This is a genomic window from Roseovarius sp. MBR-154 (assembly GCF_053628595.1).
Genome location: NZ_JBRJGR010000014.1, coordinates 82,823 through 105,180 on the forward strand (window position 1 = coordinate 82,823; position 22,358 = coordinate 105,180).

24 protein-coding genes are annotated in these 22,358 nt (G+C 65.2%); 11 read left to right on the forward strand and 13 right to left on the reverse strand.

The features are described 5' to 3' along the window. Positions 1-16 precede the first annotated feature (16 nt). On the forward strand, positions 17-259 hold the full coding sequence (locus ACSSV4_RS15995) for a hypothetical protein (RefSeq protein WP_454276091.1): 243 nt from the start codon (positions 17-19) through the stop codon (positions 257-259). 65 nt (positions 260-324) lie between these two features. Here the strand turns inward: ACSSV4_RS15995 and ACSSV4_RS16000 are convergent, their stop codons facing one another. The 3 genes from ACSSV4_RS16000 to ACSSV4_RS16010 form a co-directional block, all read right to left on the reverse strand. Further along, positions 325-1,665 (reverse strand): 8-oxoguanine deaminase, encoded by a 1,341-nt coding sequence (locus ACSSV4_RS16000; protein ID WP_454276092.1) that lies wholly within the window; start codon positions 1,663-1,665, stop codon positions 325-327. An 85-nt stretch (positions 1,666-1,750) separates the two neighbouring features. Continuing rightward, complete coding sequence (locus ACSSV4_RS16005; protein WP_454276093.1) at positions 1,751-2,542, reverse strand: inositol monophosphatase family protein; 792 nt, start codon at positions 2,540-2,542, stop codon at positions 1,751-1,753. Between the two features lie 52 nt (positions 2,543-2,594). After that, positions 2,595-2,963 (reverse strand): helix-turn-helix domain-containing protein, encoded by a 369-nt coding sequence (locus tag ACSSV4_RS16010; RefSeq protein ID WP_454276094.1) that lies wholly within the window; start codon positions 2,961-2,963, stop codon positions 2,595-2,597. Between the two features lie 301 nt (positions 2,964-3,264). On the opposite strand from ACSSV4_RS16010, the gene ACSSV4_RS16015 reads away from it, so the two are divergent. Beyond that, a complete protein-coding gene (locus ACSSV4_RS16015) occupies positions 3,265-4,233 on the forward strand; it encodes an NADPH:quinone oxidoreductase family protein (protein WP_454276095.1) in 969 nt (322 codons plus the stop codon). On the opposite strand, the gene ACSSV4_RS16020 is transcribed toward ACSSV4_RS16015, so the two are convergent. Next, a complete protein-coding gene (locus tag ACSSV4_RS16020; RefSeq protein ID WP_454276096.1) occupies positions 4,214-5,089 on the reverse strand; it encodes a LysR family transcriptional regulator in 876 nt (291 codons plus the stop codon). The two genes, ACSSV4_RS16015 and ACSSV4_RS16020, sit on opposite strands and share 20 nt — an antisense overlap. Positions 5,090-5,194: 105 nt before the next feature. Here ACSSV4_RS16020 and ACSSV4_RS16025 point away from each other — a divergent pair, with 105 nt between their 5' ends. Continuing rightward, positions 5,195-5,407, forward strand: coding sequence for a DUF1127 domain-containing protein (locus ACSSV4_RS16025; RefSeq protein ID WP_454276097.1), 213 nt, complete (start codon positions 5,195-5,197; stop codon positions 5,405-5,407). A 166-nt stretch (positions 5,408-5,573) separates the two neighbouring features. Continuing rightward, the gene (locus ACSSV4_RS16030) at positions 5,574-6,353 is read left to right on the forward strand and encodes a Bax inhibitor-1/YccA family protein (protein ID WP_454276098.1); all 780 of its coding nucleotides are present in this window, start codon (positions 5,574-5,576) and stop codon (positions 6,351-6,353) included. Positions 6,354-6,559: 206 nt separating this feature from the next. Here the strand turns inward: ACSSV4_RS16030 and rpmG are convergent, their stop codons facing one another. The 6 genes from rpmG to ACSSV4_RS16060 all read right to left on the reverse strand — a co-directional run bounded on the left by rpmG (position 6,560) and on the right by ACSSV4_RS16060 (position 14,139). Continuing rightward, on the reverse strand, positions 6,560-6,727 hold the full coding sequence (gene rpmG / locus ACSSV4_RS16035) for a 50S ribosomal protein L33 (protein WP_007799108.1): 168 nt from the start codon (positions 6,725-6,727) through the stop codon (positions 6,560-6,562). 136 nt (positions 6,728-6,863) lie between these two features. Further along, positions 6,864-7,475, reverse strand: a complete 612-nt coding sequence (locus ACSSV4_RS16040; protein ID WP_454276099.1) for a cell wall hydrolase — start codon at positions 7,473-7,475, stop codon at positions 6,864-6,866. 166 nt (positions 7,476-7,641) lie between these two features. Continuing rightward, the gene (locus tag ACSSV4_RS16045) at positions 7,642-10,182 is read right to left on the reverse strand and encodes a putative PEP-binding protein (protein WP_454276100.1); all 2,541 of its coding nucleotides are present in this window, start codon (positions 10,180-10,182) and stop codon (positions 7,642-7,644) included. A 242-nt stretch (positions 10,183-10,424) separates the two neighbouring features. Further along, positions 10,425-12,680: a glycine--tRNA ligase subunit beta gene (glyS, locus tag ACSSV4_RS16050; RefSeq protein WP_454276101.1), complete on the reverse strand. Its 2,256-nt coding sequence runs from the start codon at positions 12,678-12,680 to the stop codon at positions 10,425-10,427. Between the two features lie 5 nt (positions 12,681-12,685). Then, on the reverse strand, positions 12,686-13,210 hold the full coding sequence (locus ACSSV4_RS16055) for a DUF6446 family protein (RefSeq protein ID WP_454276102.1): 525 nt from the start codon (positions 13,208-13,210) through the stop codon (positions 12,686-12,688). Beyond that, a complete protein-coding gene (locus tag ACSSV4_RS16060) occupies positions 13,210-14,139 on the reverse strand; it encodes a glycine--tRNA ligase subunit alpha (protein WP_454276103.1) in 930 nt (309 codons plus the stop codon). Before ACSSV4_RS16060 ends, ACSSV4_RS16055 begins: the two co-directional genes overlap by 1 nt. A 167-nt stretch (positions 14,140-14,306) precedes the next feature. Here ACSSV4_RS16060 and ACSSV4_RS16065 point away from each other — a divergent pair, with 167 nt between their 5' ends. Both ACSSV4_RS16065 and ACSSV4_RS16070 read left to right on the forward strand, forming a co-directional pair. Continuing rightward, on the forward strand, positions 14,307-16,082 hold the full coding sequence (locus tag ACSSV4_RS16065) for a serine protease (protein WP_454276104.1): 1,776 nt from the start codon (positions 14,307-14,309) through the stop codon (positions 16,080-16,082). 135 nt (positions 16,083-16,217) lie between these two features. Continuing rightward, positions 16,218-16,511: a hypothetical protein gene (locus ACSSV4_RS16070; protein ID WP_454276105.1), complete on the forward strand. Its 294-nt coding sequence runs from the start codon at positions 16,218-16,220 to the stop codon at positions 16,509-16,511. 290 nt (positions 16,512-16,801) lie between these two features. On the opposite strand, the gene ACSSV4_RS16075 is transcribed toward ACSSV4_RS16070, so the two are convergent. After that, entirely contained in the window at positions 16,802-18,070 is a 1,269-nt protein-coding gene (locus ACSSV4_RS16075; protein WP_454276106.1) for an RsmB/NOP family class I SAM-dependent RNA methyltransferase, read from the reverse strand. Between the two features lie 68 nt (positions 18,071-18,138). Here ACSSV4_RS16075 and ACSSV4_RS16080 point away from each other — a divergent pair, with 68 nt between their 5' ends. Beyond that, the gene (locus tag ACSSV4_RS16080) at positions 18,139-18,330 is read left to right on the forward strand and encodes a DUF1674 domain-containing protein (protein ID WP_454276107.1); all 192 of its coding nucleotides are present in this window, start codon (positions 18,139-18,141) and stop codon (positions 18,328-18,330) included. A gap of 25 nt (positions 18,331-18,355) precedes the next feature. On the opposite strand, the gene ACSSV4_RS16085 is transcribed toward ACSSV4_RS16080, so the two are convergent. Then, positions 18,356-18,709 (reverse strand): dihydrodipicolinate reductase, encoded by a 354-nt coding sequence (locus tag ACSSV4_RS16085; protein ID WP_454276108.1) that lies wholly within the window; start codon positions 18,707-18,709, stop codon positions 18,356-18,358. Between the two features lie 59 nt (positions 18,710-18,768). Further along, a complete protein-coding gene (dapB, locus tag ACSSV4_RS16090) occupies positions 18,769-19,587 on the reverse strand; it encodes a 4-hydroxy-tetrahydrodipicolinate reductase (protein ID WP_454276109.1) in 819 nt (272 codons plus the stop codon). Between the two features lie 130 nt (positions 19,588-19,717). Here dapB and ACSSV4_RS16095 point away from each other — a divergent pair, with 130 nt between their 5' ends. The 4 genes from ACSSV4_RS16095 to ACSSV4_RS16110 all read left to right on the forward strand — a co-directional run bounded on the left by ACSSV4_RS16095 (position 19,718) and on the right by ACSSV4_RS16110 (position 22,320). After that, complete coding sequence (locus ACSSV4_RS16095; protein WP_454276110.1) at positions 19,718-20,137, forward strand: TIGR01244 family sulfur transferase; 420 nt, start codon at positions 19,718-19,720, stop codon at positions 20,135-20,137. Next, positions 20,134-20,865, forward strand: a complete 732-nt coding sequence (locus ACSSV4_RS16100; protein ID WP_454276111.1) for a 2-dehydro-3-deoxygalactonokinase — start codon at positions 20,134-20,136, stop codon at positions 20,863-20,865. Before ACSSV4_RS16095 ends, ACSSV4_RS16100 begins: the two co-directional genes overlap by 4 nt. A gap of 156 nt (positions 20,866-21,021) precedes the next feature. Continuing rightward, on the forward strand, positions 21,022-21,801 hold the full coding sequence (gene rlmJ / locus ACSSV4_RS16105) for a 23S rRNA (adenine(2030)-N(6))-methyltransferase RlmJ (protein WP_454276112.1): 780 nt from the start codon (positions 21,022-21,024) through the stop codon (positions 21,799-21,801). Between the two features lie 78 nt (positions 21,802-21,879). After that, entirely contained in the window at positions 21,880-22,320 is a 441-nt protein-coding gene (locus ACSSV4_RS16110) for a hypothetical protein (RefSeq protein WP_454276113.1), read from the forward strand. The last annotated feature ends 38 nt before the right edge of the window (positions 22,321-22,358 follow it).

Here is a 22,358-nt window from a genome sequence, read left to right on the forward strand (position 1 = left end):
GTGACAGGAGCCCGCAATGACCGACACCACCGCCGCCCGCCATCTCGCCAACGCCGTTCACGCCATCGACGCCCAGTTCGGCGAGGGCTACGCCCGCGACCATCCCGACCTCGTCGCGAGCCTCATTCAAAGCGCCACCATCGAGGCCGCCGTCGCCACCGGTTACGGTGCCCACCAGGAGGCCCTCGCCGCCGCACACAGGATCAGCGCCGAGATGGGCGAGACAATCCTCAAACTGAAACCACGCATCTTTGGCTGAGCCCCCTTGCAAATGTCGCGTCCGATGCCCGCATTGTACATCCGCATTCTTAACAAGGGGTGTGCTTAGATCCGCTCCGCCAGACGCCGCGCCAACCGGGTCTGCTGCGCAATGACCTGCGGCAGATCGAGTGTCACGATCTGCCCGTCCCGCACCACCTGACGGCCCTCGACGAACAGATCACGCACCTTTTGCGGACCCGCCAGCACCAGCGCGGCGGGGTCCCAACTGCCCGCACTCTCGATCCCGCTGACGTCCCAGATTGCGATATCCGCGCGTTTTCCGGGTGAAATCTGGCCGCAATCCGTGCGCCCCAGCACTTCCGCACCACCCCGCGTCGCGATCTCCAGCGCCTCACGCGCGCTCATCGCACCGGCTCCGCGCGCAACCCGCTGCAACAGCATCGCCTGCCGTGCCTCGCCGATCAGGTTGCCCGAATCATTGCTCGCCGGGCCATCGACGCCCAACCCGACCCGAACACCCCGGTCCCGCATCTCCCTGACTGGCGCGATCCCCGATCCCAACCGACAGTTGGAACATGGACAATGCGCAATCCCGGTTTTGGTTTTTGAAAATAATTCAATCTCTTGTCCGTCCAACTTGACGCAATGCGCGTGCCAGACATCCGGTCCCGTCCACCCCAGATCCTCGGCATATTGCCCGGGCCGACAGCCGAAACGGTCCAGTGAATAGGCCACGTCTTCGGCATTCTCGGCCAGATGGGTATGCATCATGACCCTTTGATTGCGCGCGAGATTCGCCGTTTCACGCATCAGATCACGGCTGACGGAGAAGGGTGAACACGGGGCGAGCCCCACCCGGCACATCGCCCCCTCCCGTGGATCATGAAATCGATCTATCACGCGTATACAATCACTTAGGATGTATTTCTCATCTTCCACCAGCACATCCGGCGGCAAACCTCCGGCGCTTTCCCCGATACTCATCGCGCCCCGCGTCGGATGAAACCGAAGCCCGACCTCCACCGCCGCCTCGATCGTGTCATCGAGCCGCGCTCCGTTGGGAAAAAGGTAGAGATGATCGGAGCTTAGGGCGCACCCTGAAAGTGCCAGTTCGGCCAACCCGATCATCGCCGAGACGCGCATTTCCTCGGGTCCGAACGCCGCCCAGGTCGGATAGAGCGTCTTGAGCCACCCGAACAAAAGCGCATCCTGCCCGCCCGGTACGGCACGGGTCAGCGTCTGATATAAATGGTGATGGGTGTTCACCAAGCCCGGTGTGACCACGCATCCGGTGGCCCGGATCACCTCGCCCGACGTTTCCAGCCCATGCCCGACCTGCACGATCACGCCATCGCGGATCAGGATATCCGCGCCCTGCATCTCTAGGCGTGCGTCATCCATGGTCAACAGATAATCCGCATCCTTGATCAGGTAGTCCTTCATGAAAACATCCCCTTAAACGTGCTTCCTTACCCCCTCTGGAAGCAGACGCACGGCGGAAAGGGGCCAGAACCGCGCATCGGTCTGGCTAGGCGATCCGTGACAGGATTTCAAGCGCCGCCGCGTGTTGCTGCTGCCCTGCCGCAGCCACCACACGGCCGCCCGCATGCGCCACGCCACCCTGCCAATCGGTCACGATGCCGCCTGCCGCCTCGATCACGGCGATCGGGGCCTGAATGTCATAGGCGGCCAGTCCGGCCTCGATCACGAGGTCGATCTGCCCGGCCGCGAGCATGCAATAGGCATAACAATCAATGCCATATCGGGTAAGCCTCACCTGCCGCGCGACCTCGGCAAAACCCGCGCCCTCCGCCTCGGTTCCCACCTCGGGAAAGGTCGTGAACAGAATCGAGTCGTGCAACGCACGGTCGCCGATGACCTGCAACGCGCGATGCCCCTGCGGCCCGTTCAGCGCCGCATGACCAAATCCGCCCTCAAAACGTTCTCCGATATAAGGCTGGTCGATGATCCCATATAGGGGGCCGCTCTGGTCCGAGACCGCAATCAGCACCCCCCATGTCGGTGCACCGGACAGAAAGGCCCGCGTGCCGTCAATCGGATCAAGCACCCAGGTCAAGCCGCTTGTCCCGGTCTGCGCCCCGTATTCCTCGCCAAGGATGGCATCCTCGGGCCTCATGCGGGCCAGAACCTCCCGCATCGCGCGTTCGGTCGCCCGGTCGCCTTCGGTCACAGGGTCAAAACTGCCGTCAGACAATTTGTTGTCGGCGGTCAGTCCCGCGCTTCGGAAATACGGCAGAACCGCCGCACGCGCCGCGTCTGCGACCGCATGGGCGGTTTGCCTGATTGCGTCAATGTCCATACCCGTCCCGATCAAATCATGCGGACAGGCTTAACGCGCGGAGCGGTGTGGCTCAAGCCACCTCGCTCAAGACCCGCGCGAGGTCGAACAGGCGGCGGCGTTGGTTTTCGGGGATCGCGTAGTAAGAGCGAACCAGATCAAGCGCTTCCTTGTCCCCGATTATATCGACAGGCAAATTGCCCGGCTTCGGCATTGCTTCTTCTTTTCCAAGACCTTCAAAGAAGAAACTGATCTCGACATCCAGCGCGTCCGCGATATCCCAAAGGCGCGACGCACTCACGCGATTGGCCCCCGTCTCGTATTTCTGGATCTGTTGGAACTTGATTCCGACCGCTTCGGCCAATTGTTGTTGAGTCATCCCCACCAGCCACCGGCGATGACGAATTCTTTTCCCGACGTGCAAATCAACGGGGTGCGGCATACGACAATCCTCTCACTTTCAGTTCCGGACCTTTTTCAGTCCGGCTCATACTCCAATACCGACACGCCACGCATCCCAGCAGCGCGTGCTGCACGTTAGCAAATCCCGATCCAAATACAAGAAGTATCGCTAGCCATTTGCGTGCCTTGGTCAAAAGTCACTCAATCTAGACGGGCGCCTATCCTTTAGGATATGCCAATTCCCCCCTGCACGTCACCGTTTACCGCAATGGCCGCGAATCGAATTGAACCGATGCCGTCCGGAAGGTAGCGTCTCAGGCCAGGAACAAGGCGGAGATCTCATGCGCGCGTACCACATTCCCGTCACCGGGGCCGCTCCGGCCCTGCTCGATATTCCGCAGCCGCAGCCGCGTCAGGGCGAGATCGGCCTCAGGATCGACGCCTGCGGTCTCAACTTCGCGGATCTCCTGATGATCAAGGGCGACTATCAGGACACCCCCGACGCCCCCTTCACTCTCGGAATGGAGGTGGCGGGCACGGTCGACGCACTTGGCCCGGACACCCAAGGTCCGGCAATTGGCGCGCGCGTGGCGGTGTTCGGCGGTCACGGTGGTCTGGCCGAGTACGGCTGCTTTCCCGCAGAGCGCGCCGTGATCCTGCCCGATCGGATGGATTTCACCGATGCCGCCGCCTTCCAGATCGCCTATGGCACGAGCCATGTGGCGCTCGAACACAGCGCCCGTCTGCAACCGGGCGAGACGCTTTTGGTGCTGGGCGCGGCAGGCGGCGTCGGCCTGACGGCGGTGGAGATCGGCAAGCTGATGGGCGCGCGGGTCATTGCCTGCGCGCGGGGCGCCGACAAGCTGGAGGTGGCGCGCAAGGCTGGGGCAGACCACCTCATCGACACCGAAACCGACGACATTCGCGCCATCTGCAAGGATCTGGGCGGCGTTGACGTGGTCTACGATCCGGTGGGCGGCGTGCCGTTCAAGGCGGCGATGCGCGCCTGCAACCCCGAGGCGCGCATCCTGAGCATCGGTTTTGCCAGCGGTGAGGTGCCGCAAATCCCGGCCAATCACCTGCTGGTCAAGAACCTGAGCGTGATCGGGTTCTACTGGGGCGGCTACCTGAAATTCCGCCCCGAGGTGGTGACCGACAGCCTGCGCAGCCTCTTCACATGGTATGAGCAGGGGCGCATCAAGCCGCATGTCAGCCACGTCCTGCCGCTTGAGCGCGCGGAGGAGGCGCTGGAGTTGCTGCGCAGCCGCAGATCGACCGGCAAGGTCGTGATCACGCCATCCGCAGGCTGAGCGGCGCGGGCTGTGAAAAGAAGCCCTGCCGCAACATGTCCGACAGCGGGTCAAGCAAGGCGTCGCCGCCTGCCCGTGCATAAAGATTGATCTTCTGCACGCCGAGATCGGGCAGCGCGGTGCCCGGTTCGATTGCCTCCTGATGCGGCGGAATACTGTCTTCCAGAAGCGCCCCGACGGCCAGATCGGCACTGACAAGGGCTTCGACCGCGCGGTCATCCTCTGACAATACGGCCATCTCCCAGTCGATACCCGCCTGTTCCAGCCGGCGCAGAACGATGGGGCGGAAGATGCAGTTGCTGCAAAAGGCGAGCCGCAGCGGGCGACGTTTCCACGATGTCCCGCCCGGCGCCCCGGTCCAGCGCAGCGCCATTTCGGTGAGCGTCTCGCCGCCCTCGTCCACGCCCTCCTCGGTGGTCAGGATCAGATCCACCTCGCCGCGCGCAAACTCCTCGCGCAGCTTCATCGTGCTCGATGAGCGCAGATGCACATTGACGCGCGGATAGGCAGCGTTGAACTGCTTGAGCACGCGCGGCACCACCGGATAGACGATGTCATGCGGCACGCCGAGACGCAACTCGCCCTCGTAGAGATCCTCGGTCAGCCGCCCGACCGCCTCGTCATTCAGCGTCAGGATGCGGCGCGCATAGCGCACCAGCTGCTCGCCCGACGCGGTGAGCGACACCCGCCGGTTGCTGCGATCAAAGAGCGCGAGGCCCAGCATCTCCTCCAGCCGCTTGATCTGCATGGACACGGCGGATTGCGTGAGGTTCAGCATCGCCGCCGCCCGCGTCACACCACCATGGTCAGTCACGGCCACAAGCGCCCGCAACGTCGTGATATCAAGATTTCTCATTCATCAACCTCCGTGATGAAACTGCCGACAAACATTCATTTCCAAAATTGATGCAGTTGCGGCAAAAGATCAACATGAAAAATGAATAGACACGAATTCATCAGCATGAGGAAAGGAAACGCCATGACCTGCCACATCGACGCCCCCAGCCTGCCGCGCAACACGCGGCCACGGCGCATCACGCTTGGCCTCCTGCTCGACGTCCGTCGTCAACGGCGCGCGCTGTTGCGCCTCGACGACGCCGCGCTCGCCGATCTCGGACTGACGCGCCGCGCCGCATTGCGCGAAGCAACGCGCCCGTTCTGGGACCTTCCCTAACCCTGGCCCTGACCCTGGCCCTGATCCTGGAATGCCCGGCCTGGATGCCGCGCCGGACGAAACATGTCGAAAACTGTCGGGAAAAACTTGAAAAGAGGTCACCGCTCTCCGATATTACCTGCAAAGCCTCAATACCGGGGCCGCCATTCACATATCGGAGGTATATATGGCAGAGTTCAACACGATCCGGACGGCGACGGGCACACGCACCGCCCAGATTGACGCGGGCCTGCGCGCGCATATGAACAAGGTCTACGGCACGATGTCCGTGGGCATGCTCATCACCGCGCTCGCAGCGTGGGCAATCGCGGGGCTCGCCGTCACAACCGATCCCTCGGCCGCCGCAGCCCAGATGGGCAACGGCAAGATGCTCACCAGCTTTGGTGCGACCATTTACCTGTCGCCGCTTCGCTGGGTGATCATGCTGGCCCCGCTGGCCTTCATTTTCCTCGGCTGGGGCGCGCTCCTGCGCCGGGCACCGGCGGCGGGGGTGCAGCTTGGCTTCTTCGCCTTCGCGGCGCTGATCGGCCTCTCGCTCAGCTCGATCTTCCTGGTCTTCACCAGCTTCTCGATCGCGCAGACCTTCATCGTGACGGGGATCGCCTTCGCCGGTCTGTCGCTCTGGGGCTATACGACCAAGAAGGATATCTCCGGCTGGGGCAGCTTCCTCATCATGGGGGTGATCGGGCTCATCGTGGCGATGATCATCAACATCTTCCTGCAGTCGCCCGCGATGATGTTCGCGATCTCTGCCATCGGTGTGCTGATCTTTGCGGGTCTCACCGCGTTCTACACCCAAGAGATCAAGAACACCTATGTGGCGCACGCCGCGCAGGGCGATCAGGACTGGCTCGACAAGGCCGCCTATGACGGCGCGCTGAACCTCTACATCAGCTTCCTGAACATGTTCCAGTTCCTGCTGATGTTCATGGGGCAACAGGAATAGCGGGCAATCCAGTCTGACATGGAAAGGGCCGGTCAAAGCGACCGGCCCTTTTTCATGCCAGCCCCCAAACCCATTTCCAATTGGGGGCCAGCCCCCAAACCCCCGGAGTATTTCGGCCAAAAAGAAACGGAAAGAAACCAGATCGTACACATGAAAAAGCCGCGCCCGAAGGCACGGCTCTTGACGGTATCGACCGGCTGGCGATCTTACTTGATCTTGCCTTCCTTGTATTCGACATGCTTGCGCACCACGGGATCGTACTTACGTACGGTCATCTTTTCGGTCATCGTGCGCGCGTTCTTTTTGGTCACGTAGAAATGGCCCGTGCCCGCGGTCGAGTTCAGACGGATCTTGATGGTCGTCGGCTTCGCCATTGGTTATCTCCTGCGCCAGGCGCGACACGCGCCCGTGAATATCTCTTGAAGCCTGCCTTTTACCGACGCCCGCGCCCGAGTCAACCGCGTTTGTCCGCCCAAGGGCAGGAATTCCCATCTTTGTCGCAGCCCCCCGTCAGTTCTGCGACAGCTGCGTGGGCTTGCGGTAGAAATGATGCACGCCAATGGTCGCCGTCCGGGGATAGACGCGCGCCCAGCGGGGGTTCACGGCACGGGTGTGGTAATGCGTGGCCCCGTCGGTCAGACGGCGCGGTGCGCCCTGCACCATGAGGCGGGCCACCTTGTCCACCTGATCGAAGGCCAGCGGATTGGCGATATGCTCTTCATGCCCGTCGCAGGTATAGGTGAACTGGCACTGGAACTTGCGGCCCGTGCCCTGATGGATCACGCCACAAACCGTGTCGGGAAAGGCGGCGCTGTCCACCCGGTTCATGATCACCTCGGCCACCGCGAACTGGCCGCGCACGCCCTCGCCACGCGCCTCGAAATAGAGCGCCTCGGCCAGGCAGGCGGATTGCGCATTGCCGCCGCCGACATCCAGACCGGCAAGCCAGTTGCGCGAATACTCGATCCCGATCTCCGGGCGGCTGAGATAGCTGGCCATCCGGTCCCCCGAAATCGACCGCAGCGCGCGGGTTTCCTGCTCCATCAGCCGGGTCACGGGCGTGTCCGCCGCCACCGGCCCCGCCATGACCGCAAGCGCGGCGATGAGTAGCGCTCGTTTCATGCGTGTTCTCCTTGCCATCGGGGACAGCCCCGTTGTCATCCGGCGGCGTTTAGACAAATAGAAGCTATCCGTCCACCCCGAGGGGCGGCGGGAAACCGCTCATGGATCTCTTCGGCCTAAAAAAACCCTTGCGCCCGCATCTATATTGCGTGTGTCAGCGCGTCGGCTACCCGATCTTGTCGCGCACCGTCAGCTGTGCGGCAGCAAGTCGCGCCACCGGAACCCGGAACGGCGAGCAGGACACATAGGTAAATCCGGCATCCCGGCAGAACGCAATCGATTCGGGATTGCCGCCATGCTCGCCGCAGATCGACAGGACCACGTCCGGATTGGCCGCGCGCCCGCGCTCGGCGCCGATCTTGAGCAACTCGCCCACCCCGTCGATGTCGAGCATGTGAAACGGGTCTTCGGGATAGACCCCCTGCTTGACATAGTCCGACATGAAGCGCCCGGCATCGTCGCGCGACAGGCCATAGGTCATCTGCGTGAGGTCATTGGTGCCAAAGCTCAGGAACGAGACCAGATGCGCGAACTCGCCCGCGCGCAGGCAGGCGCGCGGGGTCTCGACCATGACCCCCAGACGATAGGTGAAATCGCGCCCGGTCTCGTTGCGCACGGCGGCGGCAACCGCATCGACGCGGGTCTTGACCAGTTCGACCTCGCGCTTGGCGCTGACCAACGGGATCATGATCTCGGGCACCACCGGCGCACCGTCCTTGCTCGCCTCCAGCGTCGCCTCGAAGATCGCCCGCGCCTGCATGTCGTAAATCTCGGGCACGGTGATGCCCAGGCGCACGCCGCGCATGCCCAGCATGGGATTGTATTCGCTCAGCGCCTCGACCCGGCGGGTCACATCCGAGAGCGGCAGGTCGAGCGCCTCGGCCAGTTGCAGATGCCCGGCGCGATCGGTGGGCAGGAATTCGTGCAGCGGCGGGTCAAAGAGCCGGATGCAGACCGGCAATCCGTGCATGATCCGAAACAGCGCGGCCAGATCCTCGCGCTGCATCGGCAGGAGACGTTCCAGCACGGCGGCGCGATCCTCGCTCGCATCGGCAAAGATCATCTCGCGCATCACCGTCAGCCGGTCGGTCTCGAAGAACATGTGCTCGGTCCGGCACAGCCCGATGCCGCGCGCGTTGAAATTGCGCGCCATCTCGGCATCGGCGGCGGTGTCGGCATTGGCGCGCACGGCGATGTCGCGGACATTGTCGGCCCAGCTCATGAAGGTCTGAAACGAACCGTCGCGCGCCGCCTCGAGCAGCGGCGCCTCGCCGGCCAGCACGATCCCGTTGGTGCCGTCGATGGTGATCATCTCGCCCACCTTGACGACCCGCCCGCCGGGCATGACCAACTGCTTGCGCCGCGACTGGAAATGGATCTCCGACGCCCCCACCACGCAAGGCAGCCCGATACCGCGCCCGATCACCGCCGCGTGGCTGGTCATCCCGCCGCGTTCGGTCAGCACGCCCGCGGCGGCATGCATGCCGCGGATATCCTCGGGGCTGGTCTCGCGCCGCACCAGAATGCAGGCCTCGCCGCGCGCCTGCGCCGCCTGCGCCTCGGCGGCGGAAAACACCACCCGGCCCGACGCCGCTCCGGGGCTTGCGGCGATGCCGCGCGCCAGCACGTCGCGCTTGGCCTCCGGATCGACCTGCCGGTGCAAAAGCTCGTTAAGCGCGCGCGGCTCGACCCGCATCAGCGCCTCTTCGTGGCTGATGATGCCGTCCTCGGCAAGCGCCACCGCGATGCTCACCGCCGCGCGCGCATTGCGCGCCACGCGCAGCCCGTCGAGCAGCCAGACCTTGCCGTTCTCGATGGTGAATTCCGCCTGCATCTCCTCGCGCAGATTTTCACGCATCAGCGCGGCATAGGCCTTGATCTCGGCGAATGCGTCAGGGTCCAGCTCCTCCAGAGACGGCCCGCGCGTGTCGCGTTCCAGATAGAGCGCATCCGCGCCCCGCTCCAGCGCATCGCGGCCCTGGCTCTGGCTCAGGTAGCGCCCGGTGATCTGGCGCGCGCCGGTCTGGCTGTTCACCAGTTGCATCACCCCCGAGCCGCATTCCCCCGCGCCGAGACCCAACGCCAGTTCCTGCACCACGAGGCCGAGGCCTGCATCGGCGGGCGCGCCCTTGGCCTGCCGCAGAAGGCGCGCGGTCGTCCCCTCCCAGGCCCGCGCCATCGAGCGCAGCACCTCGCTCAGCTGCACCGCCGGCTCCTGCGGGAATTCCTCGTCGGTCTCGGCCTCATAGGCGCGCAGCGCCTGCGGCAGGCCGGTCACCGGGTCCTCCGACACATCCTCGAAGATGTCCGGGTCGAGCCGCGCCACATGGACCGCGTAGGACTGCACGAAGCGCAGATAGATTTCCGCCGCCGCCCGGCTGCCGATGCGCTCCGCAAGCTCCTCGAGACGCGCGTCATTGATGCCGATGTTCAGAACCGCCCCCGGCCCGCCCCAATCAGGATCTTCCGAGGACGGGCGCACGCAGAGCAGCGGCGCCTCGCCGAAGGGCGCGAGCAGCGCCGCCATGTCGGGCAACTCGCCCGCCGCGATGCGATGCACCGCCCGGAACGACAGCGCGATGGTGCGCGGCACCGGCAGGTCGAGCCGCACCAGCCGTTGCAGACATTTCGCCCGTCCTCCGTGGGTGCGCGTATGCACCGGGGCCGTGGCGGTGATCAGGGTGATATCGGGGTCATCTTGCTGCACTGCGGCACCTTTCCTTTGCCCGCACCATACGCCGCGCGGCGTGCAAGGCAAGGGAAAGGATAACAGGCGTTTGACAGGAAGTCGTGGCCGTCATCCTCGGGCCTGACCCGAGGGTCTCCCGTCCCGCCTCCACCCCGTCATCCTCGGGCGTGACCCGAGGATCTCCCGCCACGCCCACGCGACACACATGAGACATCCCCGCCTGCGCGGGGGATGACGCCGGTATGGGGGCAACCGGGGCCCTACCCCTCCACGCGGGTCAGGTCGGCGGCCTGCAGGCAGATGCTGCGGATGCGGCTCAGGAGGTTGAGGCGGTTGCGGCGGATCACCGGACTGTCGACATTGACCTGCACCGCGTCGAAAAACGCATCAATGGGCGCGCGCAGGGCGGCCATGGCGGACATGGCCCCGGCGAAATCCTCGGATTTGAGGGCCCGCGTGATCTGCGGCTCTGCGGTGTCGAGCGCGGCAAAAAGCGCGTGCTCCTCGTCCGTCTCGGCGAATTTCACATCCGCGCCATAGGAATATTCCACGCCGTCCTTGGCCTCGGCCTGTGTCAGGATGTTGTTGGCCCGCTTGAAGCCCTGCAACAGGTTCTCGCCATCGTCGGTGCTCAGGAACGCCCCGAGCGCGCGGGCGCGGTGGACCAGCAGGGTGAGGTCGTCATTGAACGGCATCGCAAGGCAGGCGTCGATCACGTCATGGCGCAGGCCCTCGTCCTTGAGATGGACCTTGAGGCGGTCGTGTAGGAAGGACAGGAGGTCAATTGATTTGCTTTCACCAAAACGCCCGAAAGCATAAATCAAGCCCGGATTTGGAAGCTCGCCGTAGTTTCGAGCGTTTAAACCATCCAAGTGACCGAGTTCAGATAATTGCGCGACAAGTTCGGGACCAAGGACTTCACCGTAATCATTCAAAAGGTTCGAGACTTCTCGCTTCTGTTCCCTACGCAAAAGATCAAAAAGTGCATCTAGGCACAAATCAAAGAAGATGTCTTTTAGATTGGTCTTAACCCCATTCCCCAACACCAACCGAATGACCCCCAAGGCCGCGCGGCGCAGGGCGTAGGGGTCTTTCGAGCCGGTGGGTTTCTCGTCAATCGCCCAGAACCCCGTCAGCGTGTCGATCTTGTCAGCGAGCGCCACGGCGACCGACACGGGCGCAGAGGGCACGGCGTCGCCCGGCCCGAGGGGCTTGTAATGTTCTTCGCAGGCGGCTGCGACGGACGGATCAAGCCCTGCGGCTTCGGCGTAATAGCGCCCCATCAGCCCCTGCAACTCGGGAAATTCGCCGACCATCTCGGATTGCAGGTCGGCCTTGGCCACGCGCGCCGCCTGTTCCGCCAGATCGAAATTGGCCAATACCAGCGGCGCGATGTCGATCGCCAGCGCGGCGATGCGTTCCACCCGGTCGGCCTGTGATCCCAGCTTGTTATGGAAGGTCACATCGCGCAGCCCTTCGGCCATGCCTTCAAGGCCCTTTTCCCGCACCGTGCGCAGGTCATTCTCCCAGAAGAATTTCGCGTCACTGAGCCGCGCCGCCAGCACCTTCTGATTGCCCGCCAGAATGGTCGCGCCATGATCTGCCGTCTCGACATTGGCGACGGTGACAAATCGTTCGATGCGGCCGGTCTTGGGGTTCTTCACCGAAAAGAACTTCTGATGCTCTTTCATCGAGGTCTGCAACACCTCGGGCGGCAGGTCGAGAAAGGCGTCACCGATCCGGCCCATAAGCACCACGGGCCATTCCACCAGCCCCGCGACCTCTGACAAGAGCCCGCGATCCTCGACCACCTCGCAGCCTGCGGCAAAGGCCTGATTGGTGGCCTCCTGCCAGATCGCCTCGGCCCGCTCGGCGGCATCGAGCACCACATGCGCGCGCTTGAGCTTCGCGGCGTAATCCTCGAAAGAGGCAACGGAAAACGCGTCAGGCGCCATGAACCGGTGCCCGCGCGTCGTGTTGGCCGCGCGGATGCCGTCCACCTCCATCTCCACCACCTGCGCCGCGCCATCCTCGCCGGTCAGGATGCAGAGGATGGAATGCAGCGGGCGCACCCAGCGAAGCGCGCCGCTGCCCCAGCGCATCGACTTGGGCCATGGGAACGAGCGGATCAGCTTTTCCAGTTCCTCGGCCACGATCTGCGCCGCGGGCCGTCCGGGCCGGGTGATGGTCGCGTAATAGACCTGCCCCTTTTTCTCATCGCGGATCTCGAGATCCTCGCGGGCCACGCCCGCACCGCGCAGAAAGCCCTCGATGGCTTTCTCGGGCGCATCGACGCGGGGGCCCTTGCGCTCTTCGCTTGTGGTGGGGCTGGTGGCAAGCAGCCCCTGCACCGTCAGCGTCAGCCGCCGGGGCGTGGAGAACGCCGCCGCCCCCGCATAGGTCAGCCCCGCCTCGACCAGCGCATCGGTCAGGCGCGCGCGCAGGTCTTGGGCCGCCTTGGCCTGCATGCGCGCGGGGATTTCCTCGGAGAAGAGTTCGATCAGCAGATCAGGCATGTGGGTCAGTATCCTTGCGGCGGTTCGGGGCAATCCTCGGGGGCGGGCTGGCCGTCGAACACCACCTCGCCGCAGCGGTTGATCTGGTGCCAGACATAGCCCTTGCCGTCCTCGGTGATGGCGACGATCCGGTCGATGCCGTATTGAATGTCCTTCTGGCCCAGAAAGGCCAGCGCGCGCCCGTCCTCGAGCGCGGCCCCGAGGGCCTGCGCATCGAAACAGTCGAACCAGCCAGGCGCGTTGAGCGGCTCGGCGCGCTCATATAGCTCATAGGTCTCGGTGAGCATCGGATGGCGCATCGGGGTGGTGAAACAGGCGCGGTAGCGGATCGGGCTGCTATCGGCGTCGATCGCCTGAAACGCGTCATAGAGCACCGGCTCGGGTGCGCCGGTGACGAGCGAGGTCAGTTGCACATCATCGGTGCCGGTGGCCGCCACCTCTTCGTAGAAGTGATAGACCTGCAGATAATACATGGCCGCCCCGGCCACCACTGCCGATATCAAGATCGCCACCGCGAGAAATTTGCCCATTACGCTGCCCGCCCCCCGGCCTCTGTCTGCACAAAGGCATCGGCGCATTGCTTGGCCAGTGCCCGTACCCTGCCGATATAGGCCTGCCGCTCGGTCACGGAAATGACGCCGCGCGCATCAAGCAGGTTGAAGATGTGGCTTGCCTTGATGCACTGGTCATAGGCGGGATGCGCCATGATGATCCGCTTGCCGGTCTTGGGGTCCACCGCCTCTTGCGCGAGGATGGCCCGACATTCGGCCTCAGCTTCCTTGAAGTGATCCAGCAGGACCTCGGTATTGGCCACGTCGAAATTCCAGCGGCTGTATTCCTCTTCGGTCTGGCGGAACACATCGCCATAGGTCAGCGGAATGGGGGCTGCGGGGTCGTTGAAGGGCATCTCCATCACGTGGTCGATGCCCAGCACATACATCGCCAGACGCTCCAGACCATAGGTCAGCTCGCCCGAGACGGGGTGGCAGTCGTGCCCGCCGACCTGCTGGAAATAGGTGAACTGCGAGACTTCCATGCCGTCGCACCAGACCTCCCATCCCAGACCCCAAGCCCCGAGCGTCGGGCTTTCCCAGTCATCCTCGACAAAGCGGATGTCGTGCAGGGCCATGTCGATGCCGATGGCGCGGAGCGAGCCGAGATAGAGGTCTTGCAGGTCGGGCGGCGAGGGTTTGATCAGCACCTGGTACTGGTAATAATGCTGGAGCCGGTTGGGGTTCTCGCCATAGCGCCCGTCGGTGGGGCGGCGCGAGGGCTGCACATAGGCCGCAGCCCAGCGGCGCGTGCCCAGAGAGCGCAGCGTGGTCGCCGGGTGAAACGTGCCTGCCCCCACCTCCATGTCATAGGGCTGCATCACGGCGCAGCCCTGCGCGGCCCAATAGCTTTGCAGCCGCAGGATGATCTCCTGGAAACTGCGCGGTTTGTCTGTGGCCTGCGTCATGCTCTCCCCCGGGGCTCAGCCCTGAAATTGCCGCCTTTCTCTAGGCGTGTCGCGCGGCAGGGTCAATCGCGCGGGGCTGCATATTTTGGGTGCATCGCCCGGCAGTTTTGCTACAACGCCCTGAGGGGACTACATCTGTACTAACCGGTCTTGACCAAGGAAATCTAATGGCGCGTATCGTTCTGGCACTTCTTGCCGCAGTTCTGCTCTACCCGACCCTCGCGCGCGCGCAGTCCGCGCCGCTCACCGACGCCACCGGCGATCCCCTCGTCTGGGTGCAGATCGAGGCCCAGCCCAGCCTTGCCGAGGCGCAGCAAAGCGCGCGCGGCTATGCGGGCGATCTGTCGGACGTGAACGGCTTTTCGCTCGGACGGGGCTGGTATGCCATCGCTCTGGGCCCCTACCGGCGCGAAGAAGCCGAACGCGTGCTGCAGGTCTATCGCCGCGAGGGCGTGATCGCGCGCGACAGCTATATCGCCGAGACCTCGGATTACGAGCGCCAGTTCTGGCCCATCGGGGCCAACCTGCTGGAGCAGCCGACGATTGCGGCGGCAGACGCCTCTGACGACGCACCCGACGAGGCCATCGCCGCAGCAGAACCCGCGCCCGCGCCTGCGCCCGTCGATGAAACCCCGCGCGAGGCCCGCGCCAGCGAAAGCCTGCTCGACCGCCAAGAGCGCGAAGAATTGCAGGTCGCGCTCAAATGGGCCGGGGTTTACGGCGGCGCCATCGACGCCGCCTTCGGTCAGGGCACGCGCGGAGCGATGGCCCGCTGGCAGAACGAGAACGGCTTTGACGCCACCGGCATCCTGACCACCCGGCAGCGCGCCGAGCTGCTGCGCCAGTACAACGCCGTATTCGACGGGCTGGGGTTGAAGCGCGTGGCCGACAATGCCACCGGTATCGCCATGCAGATCCCGACCTCCGTGGTGGCATTCGACCGCTACGAGCCGCCCTTCGCGCATTTCAACCCGATCGGCGATCTGGACGCGCGCGTCCTGCTGATCAGCCAGAGCGGCGACCGCAACACCATGGCCGGGCTCTATGACATCATGCAGACCCTCGCAATCGTGCCCGAGACCGGGCCGCGCAGCCTGGACTCTGACAGCTTCACCCTGATTGGCGAGGGCGCGCTGCAAATCTCGCACAGCCAGGTCTGGCACCGCGATGGCGAGATCAAGGGCTTTACCCTGATCTGGCCCGCCGGGGACGAGGAACGCCGCAACCGCCTGATCCAGAAGATGCAGGACAGTTTCGAATCGCTGCCCGGCACGCTTGACCCGGCCGAGGGTGCGCAATCCGAACAGCGCATTGATCTCATCGCGGGGCTTCAGGTGCGCCAGCCGCGCCTTACCCGCTCTGGCTTTTACGTCGATGCGGGCGGCGCGGTCCTGACCACGGCGGACGCAGTACAGCAATGCGGACGGATCACCATAGACGAGACCTATACGGCAGCGGTCGCGCTGATCGACGAGGCGCTCGGCGTGGCGGTGCTGCAACCGCAAGAGACCCTCGCCCCGATGCAGGTCGCCATCTTTCAGGAGCTGGCGCCGCGCCTGAAGTCCGACGTGGCGGTCGCGGGCTATTCCTATGGCGGCCTTCTGGGGGCCCCCACCGTGACCTTCGGCCAGGTGTCCGACCTCAAGGGGCTGCATGGCGAGAGCCATCTCAAGCGCCTGGCGCTCGCCTCGCTCGACGGCGATGCGGGCGGCCCGGTGCTCGACACCGGCGGCGCGGTGCTTGGCATGCTGCTGCCGCATGAGGTGGATGGGCGCAGCCTGCCCGACGGGGTCAGCTTCGCCGCCACCAACGGGGCCTTGCAGGATGTGCTTGCGCGCGGCGGGATCACCCCGCGCAAGACTGCAGAAATCGACGCGCTCACCCCCGAATCCCTGACCGACCATGCCAGCGCGATGACCGTGCTGGTCAGCTGTTGGGAATAATTTTCCCTAAACGCCGTTTTCCTGACACGAACCCGTCCTGCACCCGCCCTCCGAGGCGGATGCAATCGGCCTCACGCTGCACTGCCTGGCGCGTCTGGCCGGTGCGGCCTCAGTCGGAAAACGGAGTATGAAACCATGAAAAAAATCCTGTTCGCCACCACCGTGGCGGTGACCGCCCTCGCCACCGTCGCCACCGTCGCCACCGCGCAATCCGCCCCAAGCTACGGCTACACCACCGCGATCAAGGGCGGGACCAGCACGGTCATGCCGCCCGCCAACCATGCGGGACAATGGTGGACCCATCCCAGTGGCTGCGAATATTCCCGCACCGGTCGCCCCGGAGAGGTGGTGTGGTACCTGATCATCAACACCTCGCGCCCCGAATGCCCCACCTATATCGCGACCAAGGGCGGGACGGATATCTATTAGGCCGGAGGCCGGGAAGGGGGTGGTTTGCGGCCTGCAGTGGACCTTCGCCGTTATGCCCCCGCGCGGAATCAAGGCCGAAGGCCGCCGCGCATCGTCATGCCAGAGGCATGCCTCCGGCATGACGCCGCCCCCCGGCGCGGCGATTTGGCTGCAACCTGCTCTGCGCTCGGAGGTTTTTCGGGCTTGGCTGATATAAAGCGCGACAAAACGGACGTTGGATCGCCACACCGCGGCACGACGATGCGCGACTCAGTCCAACGACCGCTCCAGGCCAAAATCCACCCCGTCCCTCACCCGCGCCGCAGGCACGCGACATAGAACCCGTCCATGCCGCCCAGTTCCGGCCAGTAATCCGGCCGCAGGCGCAGCCCGCCCTCCTCGGTGATCCATTCCGGCGCGATGCCGGGGCGCTCCAGCGCCGCGCGGTCGACCGTCAGACCGTCATGCCGCGCCAAGGCCTCCTCGACCTGACATTCCCCCTCATCGGGCAATAGCGAACAGGTGCAAAAGACCAGCCGTCCGCCGGGCGCCAGCAGCCCCAGAGCATGGTCGATCATCGCCGCCTGCAACGTGATCAGCGCGCCGAAATCGGACCCATCCTTGGCATGCGGCAGATCGGGATGGCGGCGAATCGTGCCGGTGGCCGAACAGGGCGCATCAAGCAGAACGGCATCATACACCCCCTCATGCTGCAACGCGTCCCCGACCACGCAACCGGCCTCAAGCCCGGTGCGCGCAAGGTTCTCGGCCACCCGCGCCATCCTCCGTTCCGAGAGGTCGAGCGCGGTCACAACCGCGCCGCGAGCCGCCAGTTGCAGCGTCTTGCCCCCGGGCGCGGCGCAAAGATCAATCACCCGCTCGCCCGGCTTCGGGTCGAGCACCTGAACCGGCAGCGCGGCGGCGGCATCCTGCACCCACCACGCGCCGCTCTCATAGCCGGGCAGCGCCGAGACCTGACCCGCGTTCCGCAGACGGACGGACCCGGTGGGCAACACGCTGCCGCCCAGTTTCGCGGCCCAGCCCTCGGCGTCGCTCTTGACCGTCAGATCGAGCGGCGCACCGGCGAAATGCGCGCGCTCCATCGCCGCCACCGGCCCCTTGCCCCACGCCTCCACCAGAGGCGCGCGCAGCCAGTCGGGCAACCCCGGCTGACGCAGATCATTCCACTTTGAGGGCGCCTCCTCGGCCATCTTGCGCAGCACCGCGTTGATCAGGCCCTTGAGCCGATTGTGCCGGGGGTGCCGCCCGATGATCGCCACCGCCTCGTTGACCACGCCATGCGCATCGCCCCCCTGCGCCAGTTCCACCGTGCCCGCCCGCAGCACGTTGAAGACCGGCAGCGGCGGCGGCTTGCGCAGGTGCTTCGACAACAGCCGATCCGCCCGCGCCAGCCCGCGCAAGGTATCCGCCGCCAGCCGCTGCGCCCGCGCCCGATCCGCGGGGGCCAACGCGTCGAGCGCGCCGCCCGCGATCAGTTCGGACATCAGCCGCCCCTCGCCCAACACCTGATCGAGCAGGTAAACGGCGGCGGAACGGGCGGAGGGGGCGGCTTTTTTCACGGGCTGATCCTTGGCGAGACGGCAGGCGCGCGATATATCAGCGAGACACGCACAAGGAAAGCCCGACCATGAGCACCGAAGACACCTCCGAGACTCGCGACCTGCCCCCCGCCGCGCAACGCGCACTGGCCGAGGCCGAGGCCCGCCGCAAGGCGGCCCAAGACGCGGACATGCCCACCGAACTGGGGGGCCGCCGCGAGGGGCTGGAGCCGGTGCGCTACGGCGATTGGGAAAAGAAAGGCCTCGCGATCGACTTCTGAACGATCGCGACCTGCCGCAACCGCCCTACTCGAGATAGAGATCCGCGTATTGCCCGCTGCCCTGATCCGAGATGAAGCGCATCGTGTTGCCTTGCAGCCGCACCGCCTGACAGTTGGCACCCAGTTCCGTGCTGCCCCAATAGAGATCGCGACAGAAGTAATCGCCATTCCACTGCCAGGCACCGGTCACATCGCGGCCAAAGGCACGGCCCTTGATCTGGCCCTCCGGGGTGACATTGAGGGAGATCCCGAACCGCGTCAGATCGCGGTCCTTGATCAGCGACACAAAGCGGTCGCGATCGGTGATCGAGTTGAAGCCTTCGGCCGCCGCAGGGGCCGCAAGACCGAGACACAGAATGGAAATCAGCAGAGCTCGCATATCACAACCCTTCACATCGCGTGATTTGCAGTGACATACGCGTGACGGCCGGATCTGGATCAGTTGTCGTTCAGCCCGAGCACGTCGATCATATCATATTGCCCCGGCTTGCGCCCCTGCCCCCAGAGGGCGGCCTTGAGCGCGCCACGTGCGAACACCGCGCGGTCGGTGGCGATATGGCGCAGCACGATGCGTTCGCCGACGGCGGCAAAGATCACGTCATGCTCGCCCACGATATCGCCGCCGCGAATGGCCGAAAACCCGATATGGCCGCGCTCGCGCTTGCCGGTGATGCCGTCGCGGGCGCGGTCGCTGACATGATCGAGCATCACGCCGCGCCCGCCTGCTGCCGCCTCGCCCAGCATCAGCGCGGTGCCCGAGGGCGCATCGACCTTCTGATTGTGATGCGCCTCGACGATCTCGATGTCGAAATCCTCATCCAGCGCCTGTGCCACCTTTTTCGTCAGTTGCGTCAGCAGATTCACGCCGAGCGACATGTTTCCCGCCCGCACGATCACCGCATGACGCGCGGCGGCCTCGAGCTTTTTCAGGTGGCCGTTGTCAAACCCGGTGGTGCCGATCACATGCACCACCCGCGCCTGCGCGGTGAGCGTCGCCATCTCGACCGTGGCCTCAGGCGCGGTAAAGTCGATCACCGCATGCGCGCCCGCCACCAGTTCCAACGGATCATCGCTGACCGTGACACCCAGATCGGCGCCGCCCATGGCCGCGCCCACATCCTGCCCGATCCAAGGGTGGCCGGGCCGCTCGACCGCGCCGATCAGACGCGCGCGCGGGCTGTCGCTGACCGTGCGGATCAGCATCTGCCCCATCCGCCCCGAGGCCCCGGTGATCACGATACCCGGCAATTCGCTCATCGCTGATCGCTCCCTTGTCTGGCGTTTCGGGATGCATAGCGCGCAGGCGCAGGCGCGGCAAGACGCGCGCGGCATTGATCTTGCGGGCGATTCTCGCGCATATGTCGGCAACGCTTTCAGGGAGGGCCACATGGACCTGCGCAAGATCACCGAAGATTTCTCCGTCTCGCCCCAGATCACGCCCCAGGACGTGCCCGCCATCGCCGAGGCCGGGTTTCGAACGATCCTGTGCAACCGGCCCGATGGCGAGGAATTCGGCCAGACACCCTATGACGCCGTGGCCGAGGCCGCCCGCGCGGCAGGGCTCGAGGTGCGCTGCGTGCCGTTCTCGTCGGGCCAGTTGACGCAAGACGTGATCGAGGAGTTCCAGACCGCCCTTGCCGAGATGCCCGGCCCGGTGCTGGCCTATTGCCGCACCGGCACGCGCTGCACGATGATCTGGAGCCTTGTGAAATACGACGATCTGGGTGCCGACGAGGTGCTGCGCGCCACCTCGCAAGCAGGCTATGACATGTCGGGCCTCGTGGCCCAGCTTGACCGCAGGGCATGAGCGATTGGGCGATTGTCGGCCATGACGGGCATTGTGCGCGGGCCTTTGTGCTGCGCGGTGGCAGGGTGGTCGATAGTGCCGATGGTCCGGACCGAGACGCGGCGCTCGCCGCATTGGTGGCGGTGCCGGAGCGGATCTTTCACATTGGCGACGGCGTGCCGGACGGCCTGCCCGCCGCCCTTTTGCCCGCAGCCCCGGGGCGCGGCTTGCCCGGCCTCACCCAGGAGAGCCCCGCCGATGTGCTGGATGGCTGGGTGCGCCTGCTGCTCCTGGGCTTTGTCGAAGCACGACCCGACTGGGACGGGGTCGCCCTCGTGCTGACCGGGCAACTCAGCCATTGGGTGCATCTGAGCGCGCGCGAGGCGGTGAGTTGCCAGAGTTTTCTCACGCCGCGTCTGATGCATGGCCTCGGCGGCACACTGCCCGCCGACATGAGCGCGCTTGCCGACAGCCTGAGCCGCCCCGAACGCCTCGCCACGCATCTGCGCAGCGCCGAGGTGACGGGACATCCCGGCGCGATCACCGGACACCTGATCGGCGCGGAACTCGCCGCCGCCCGGCCCTATTGGCTGGGTCAGAGCGTTGCCATCATCGCCCCGAACACCGCCGCCGCAGGCCATGCCGAGGCGCTCGAGGCGCAGGGCGTCCCGGTGACGGTCGAGCCTCCGGAACCGCTTCTTGCACCAGCCTTCGCGGCACTCGACACGCAACAGGGCAACCGGAGCTAAACGGACCGCGCTGGAAAGGGATCACGATCTGTCACGAGATCCTCGGGTCAAGCCCGAGGATGACGAACGTCCCGGACCGCCTCGCCAGAGGCCTGAGGAGGACAGCACCGCGTCGCGCCATCTTCCCCCGCCCCGCACCGCCTGCTATTGGGCGGCATGCTGAGCTATCAACACCATTACCACGCCGGGAACGCGGCGGATGTCCACAAGCACGCACTGCTGGCCTGGGTGCTCGACTACCTCACCCGCAAGGACAAGCCGCTCAGCTATATCGAGACCCATGCGGGCCGCGGCCTCTATGATCTGGAGGACGCGGCGGCGCGACAGACGCATGAGGCGGCACAGGGCGTCGGGCGGCTCGAGGCCCGCTTTGCCCCCGGCCACCCCTACCGCCTGCGGCTCGACGCCGTTCGCGCGCGGCATGGTGCGCATGCCTATCCCGGATCTCCGCTGATCGCGGCGCTCGGCCTGCGGTCGGACGACAGCCTGCACCTCGCCGAACTGCACCCGGGCGAGCATCGCCAGCTTGCGGAGCACATGGCCCCCTATCGCGCCCAAATCCACCGGCAGGACGGCTTTGCCATGGCGCGCGCGCTCTGCCCGCCCACACCGCGCCGGGGGCTGCTGCTGGTTGACCCCAGCTATGAGGTGAAGGCCGAGTATGACAGCATCCCCGACCAGTTCGCGCGGCTCAACCGGGTCTGGAATGTCGGCATCCTGATGCTGTGGTATCCGATCCTGACCAGCGCCGCGCATGCCCCGATGCTGACCCGCCTCACCGCGCAGTTTCCCGACGCGCTGCGTCACGAGGTCGGCTTTGCCCCCGCCCGCCCCGGGCACCGGATGGTCGGCTCGGGCGTGGTCGTGGTGAACCCGCCCTACGGGTTGCAGGAGGAAGCCGCACGCCTCACCGGCATCTTCGCGGCAACAAGCTGAGTTTTGTGCCAGCCGGGGATTGCCCTGATCGCCCAGTCTCGCCAAGGTTGAGGGGCGCGTGGTTGAAGGGTGCCCAACATGAATGACGGAGAACCACGACAGGATATTCTTGACTGGATGCACATCAAGAACGCACCCAACTGGAGGGTGGCGCGACCTCTTGGCCCCCTTGTCGCGGTGATACTTTCTCTCCTTTTCGCAATCGCGCTTGCAGCGGCATTTGCTCTGCTGATCCGGACGTTCGCAGGCAGCCCAACCAGCCCCGGGGCCAACCTTGGAACTGGCGCGCTAATAGTGGCGATCTTGGGCGCACCATTCCTGATCTGGGGCACAGTGCTCAAACACCAGACAGTGCGGTATCAGAAGGAAGGCCATATCACCGACCGGATCAACAAGGCGGTTGAGCAGTTGGGAGCGGAAAAAAACGTTGACCGAATTGGCCGACCCGCAACCATTTGGACTGTAAGCGGCGGCCACGCCCCATTGATTTTGCACTTGCGCGGCGTCGCGATGGGATGAAGCGGAGGGCGGCCGGTAGCTCGTCAGGGACTACGAGA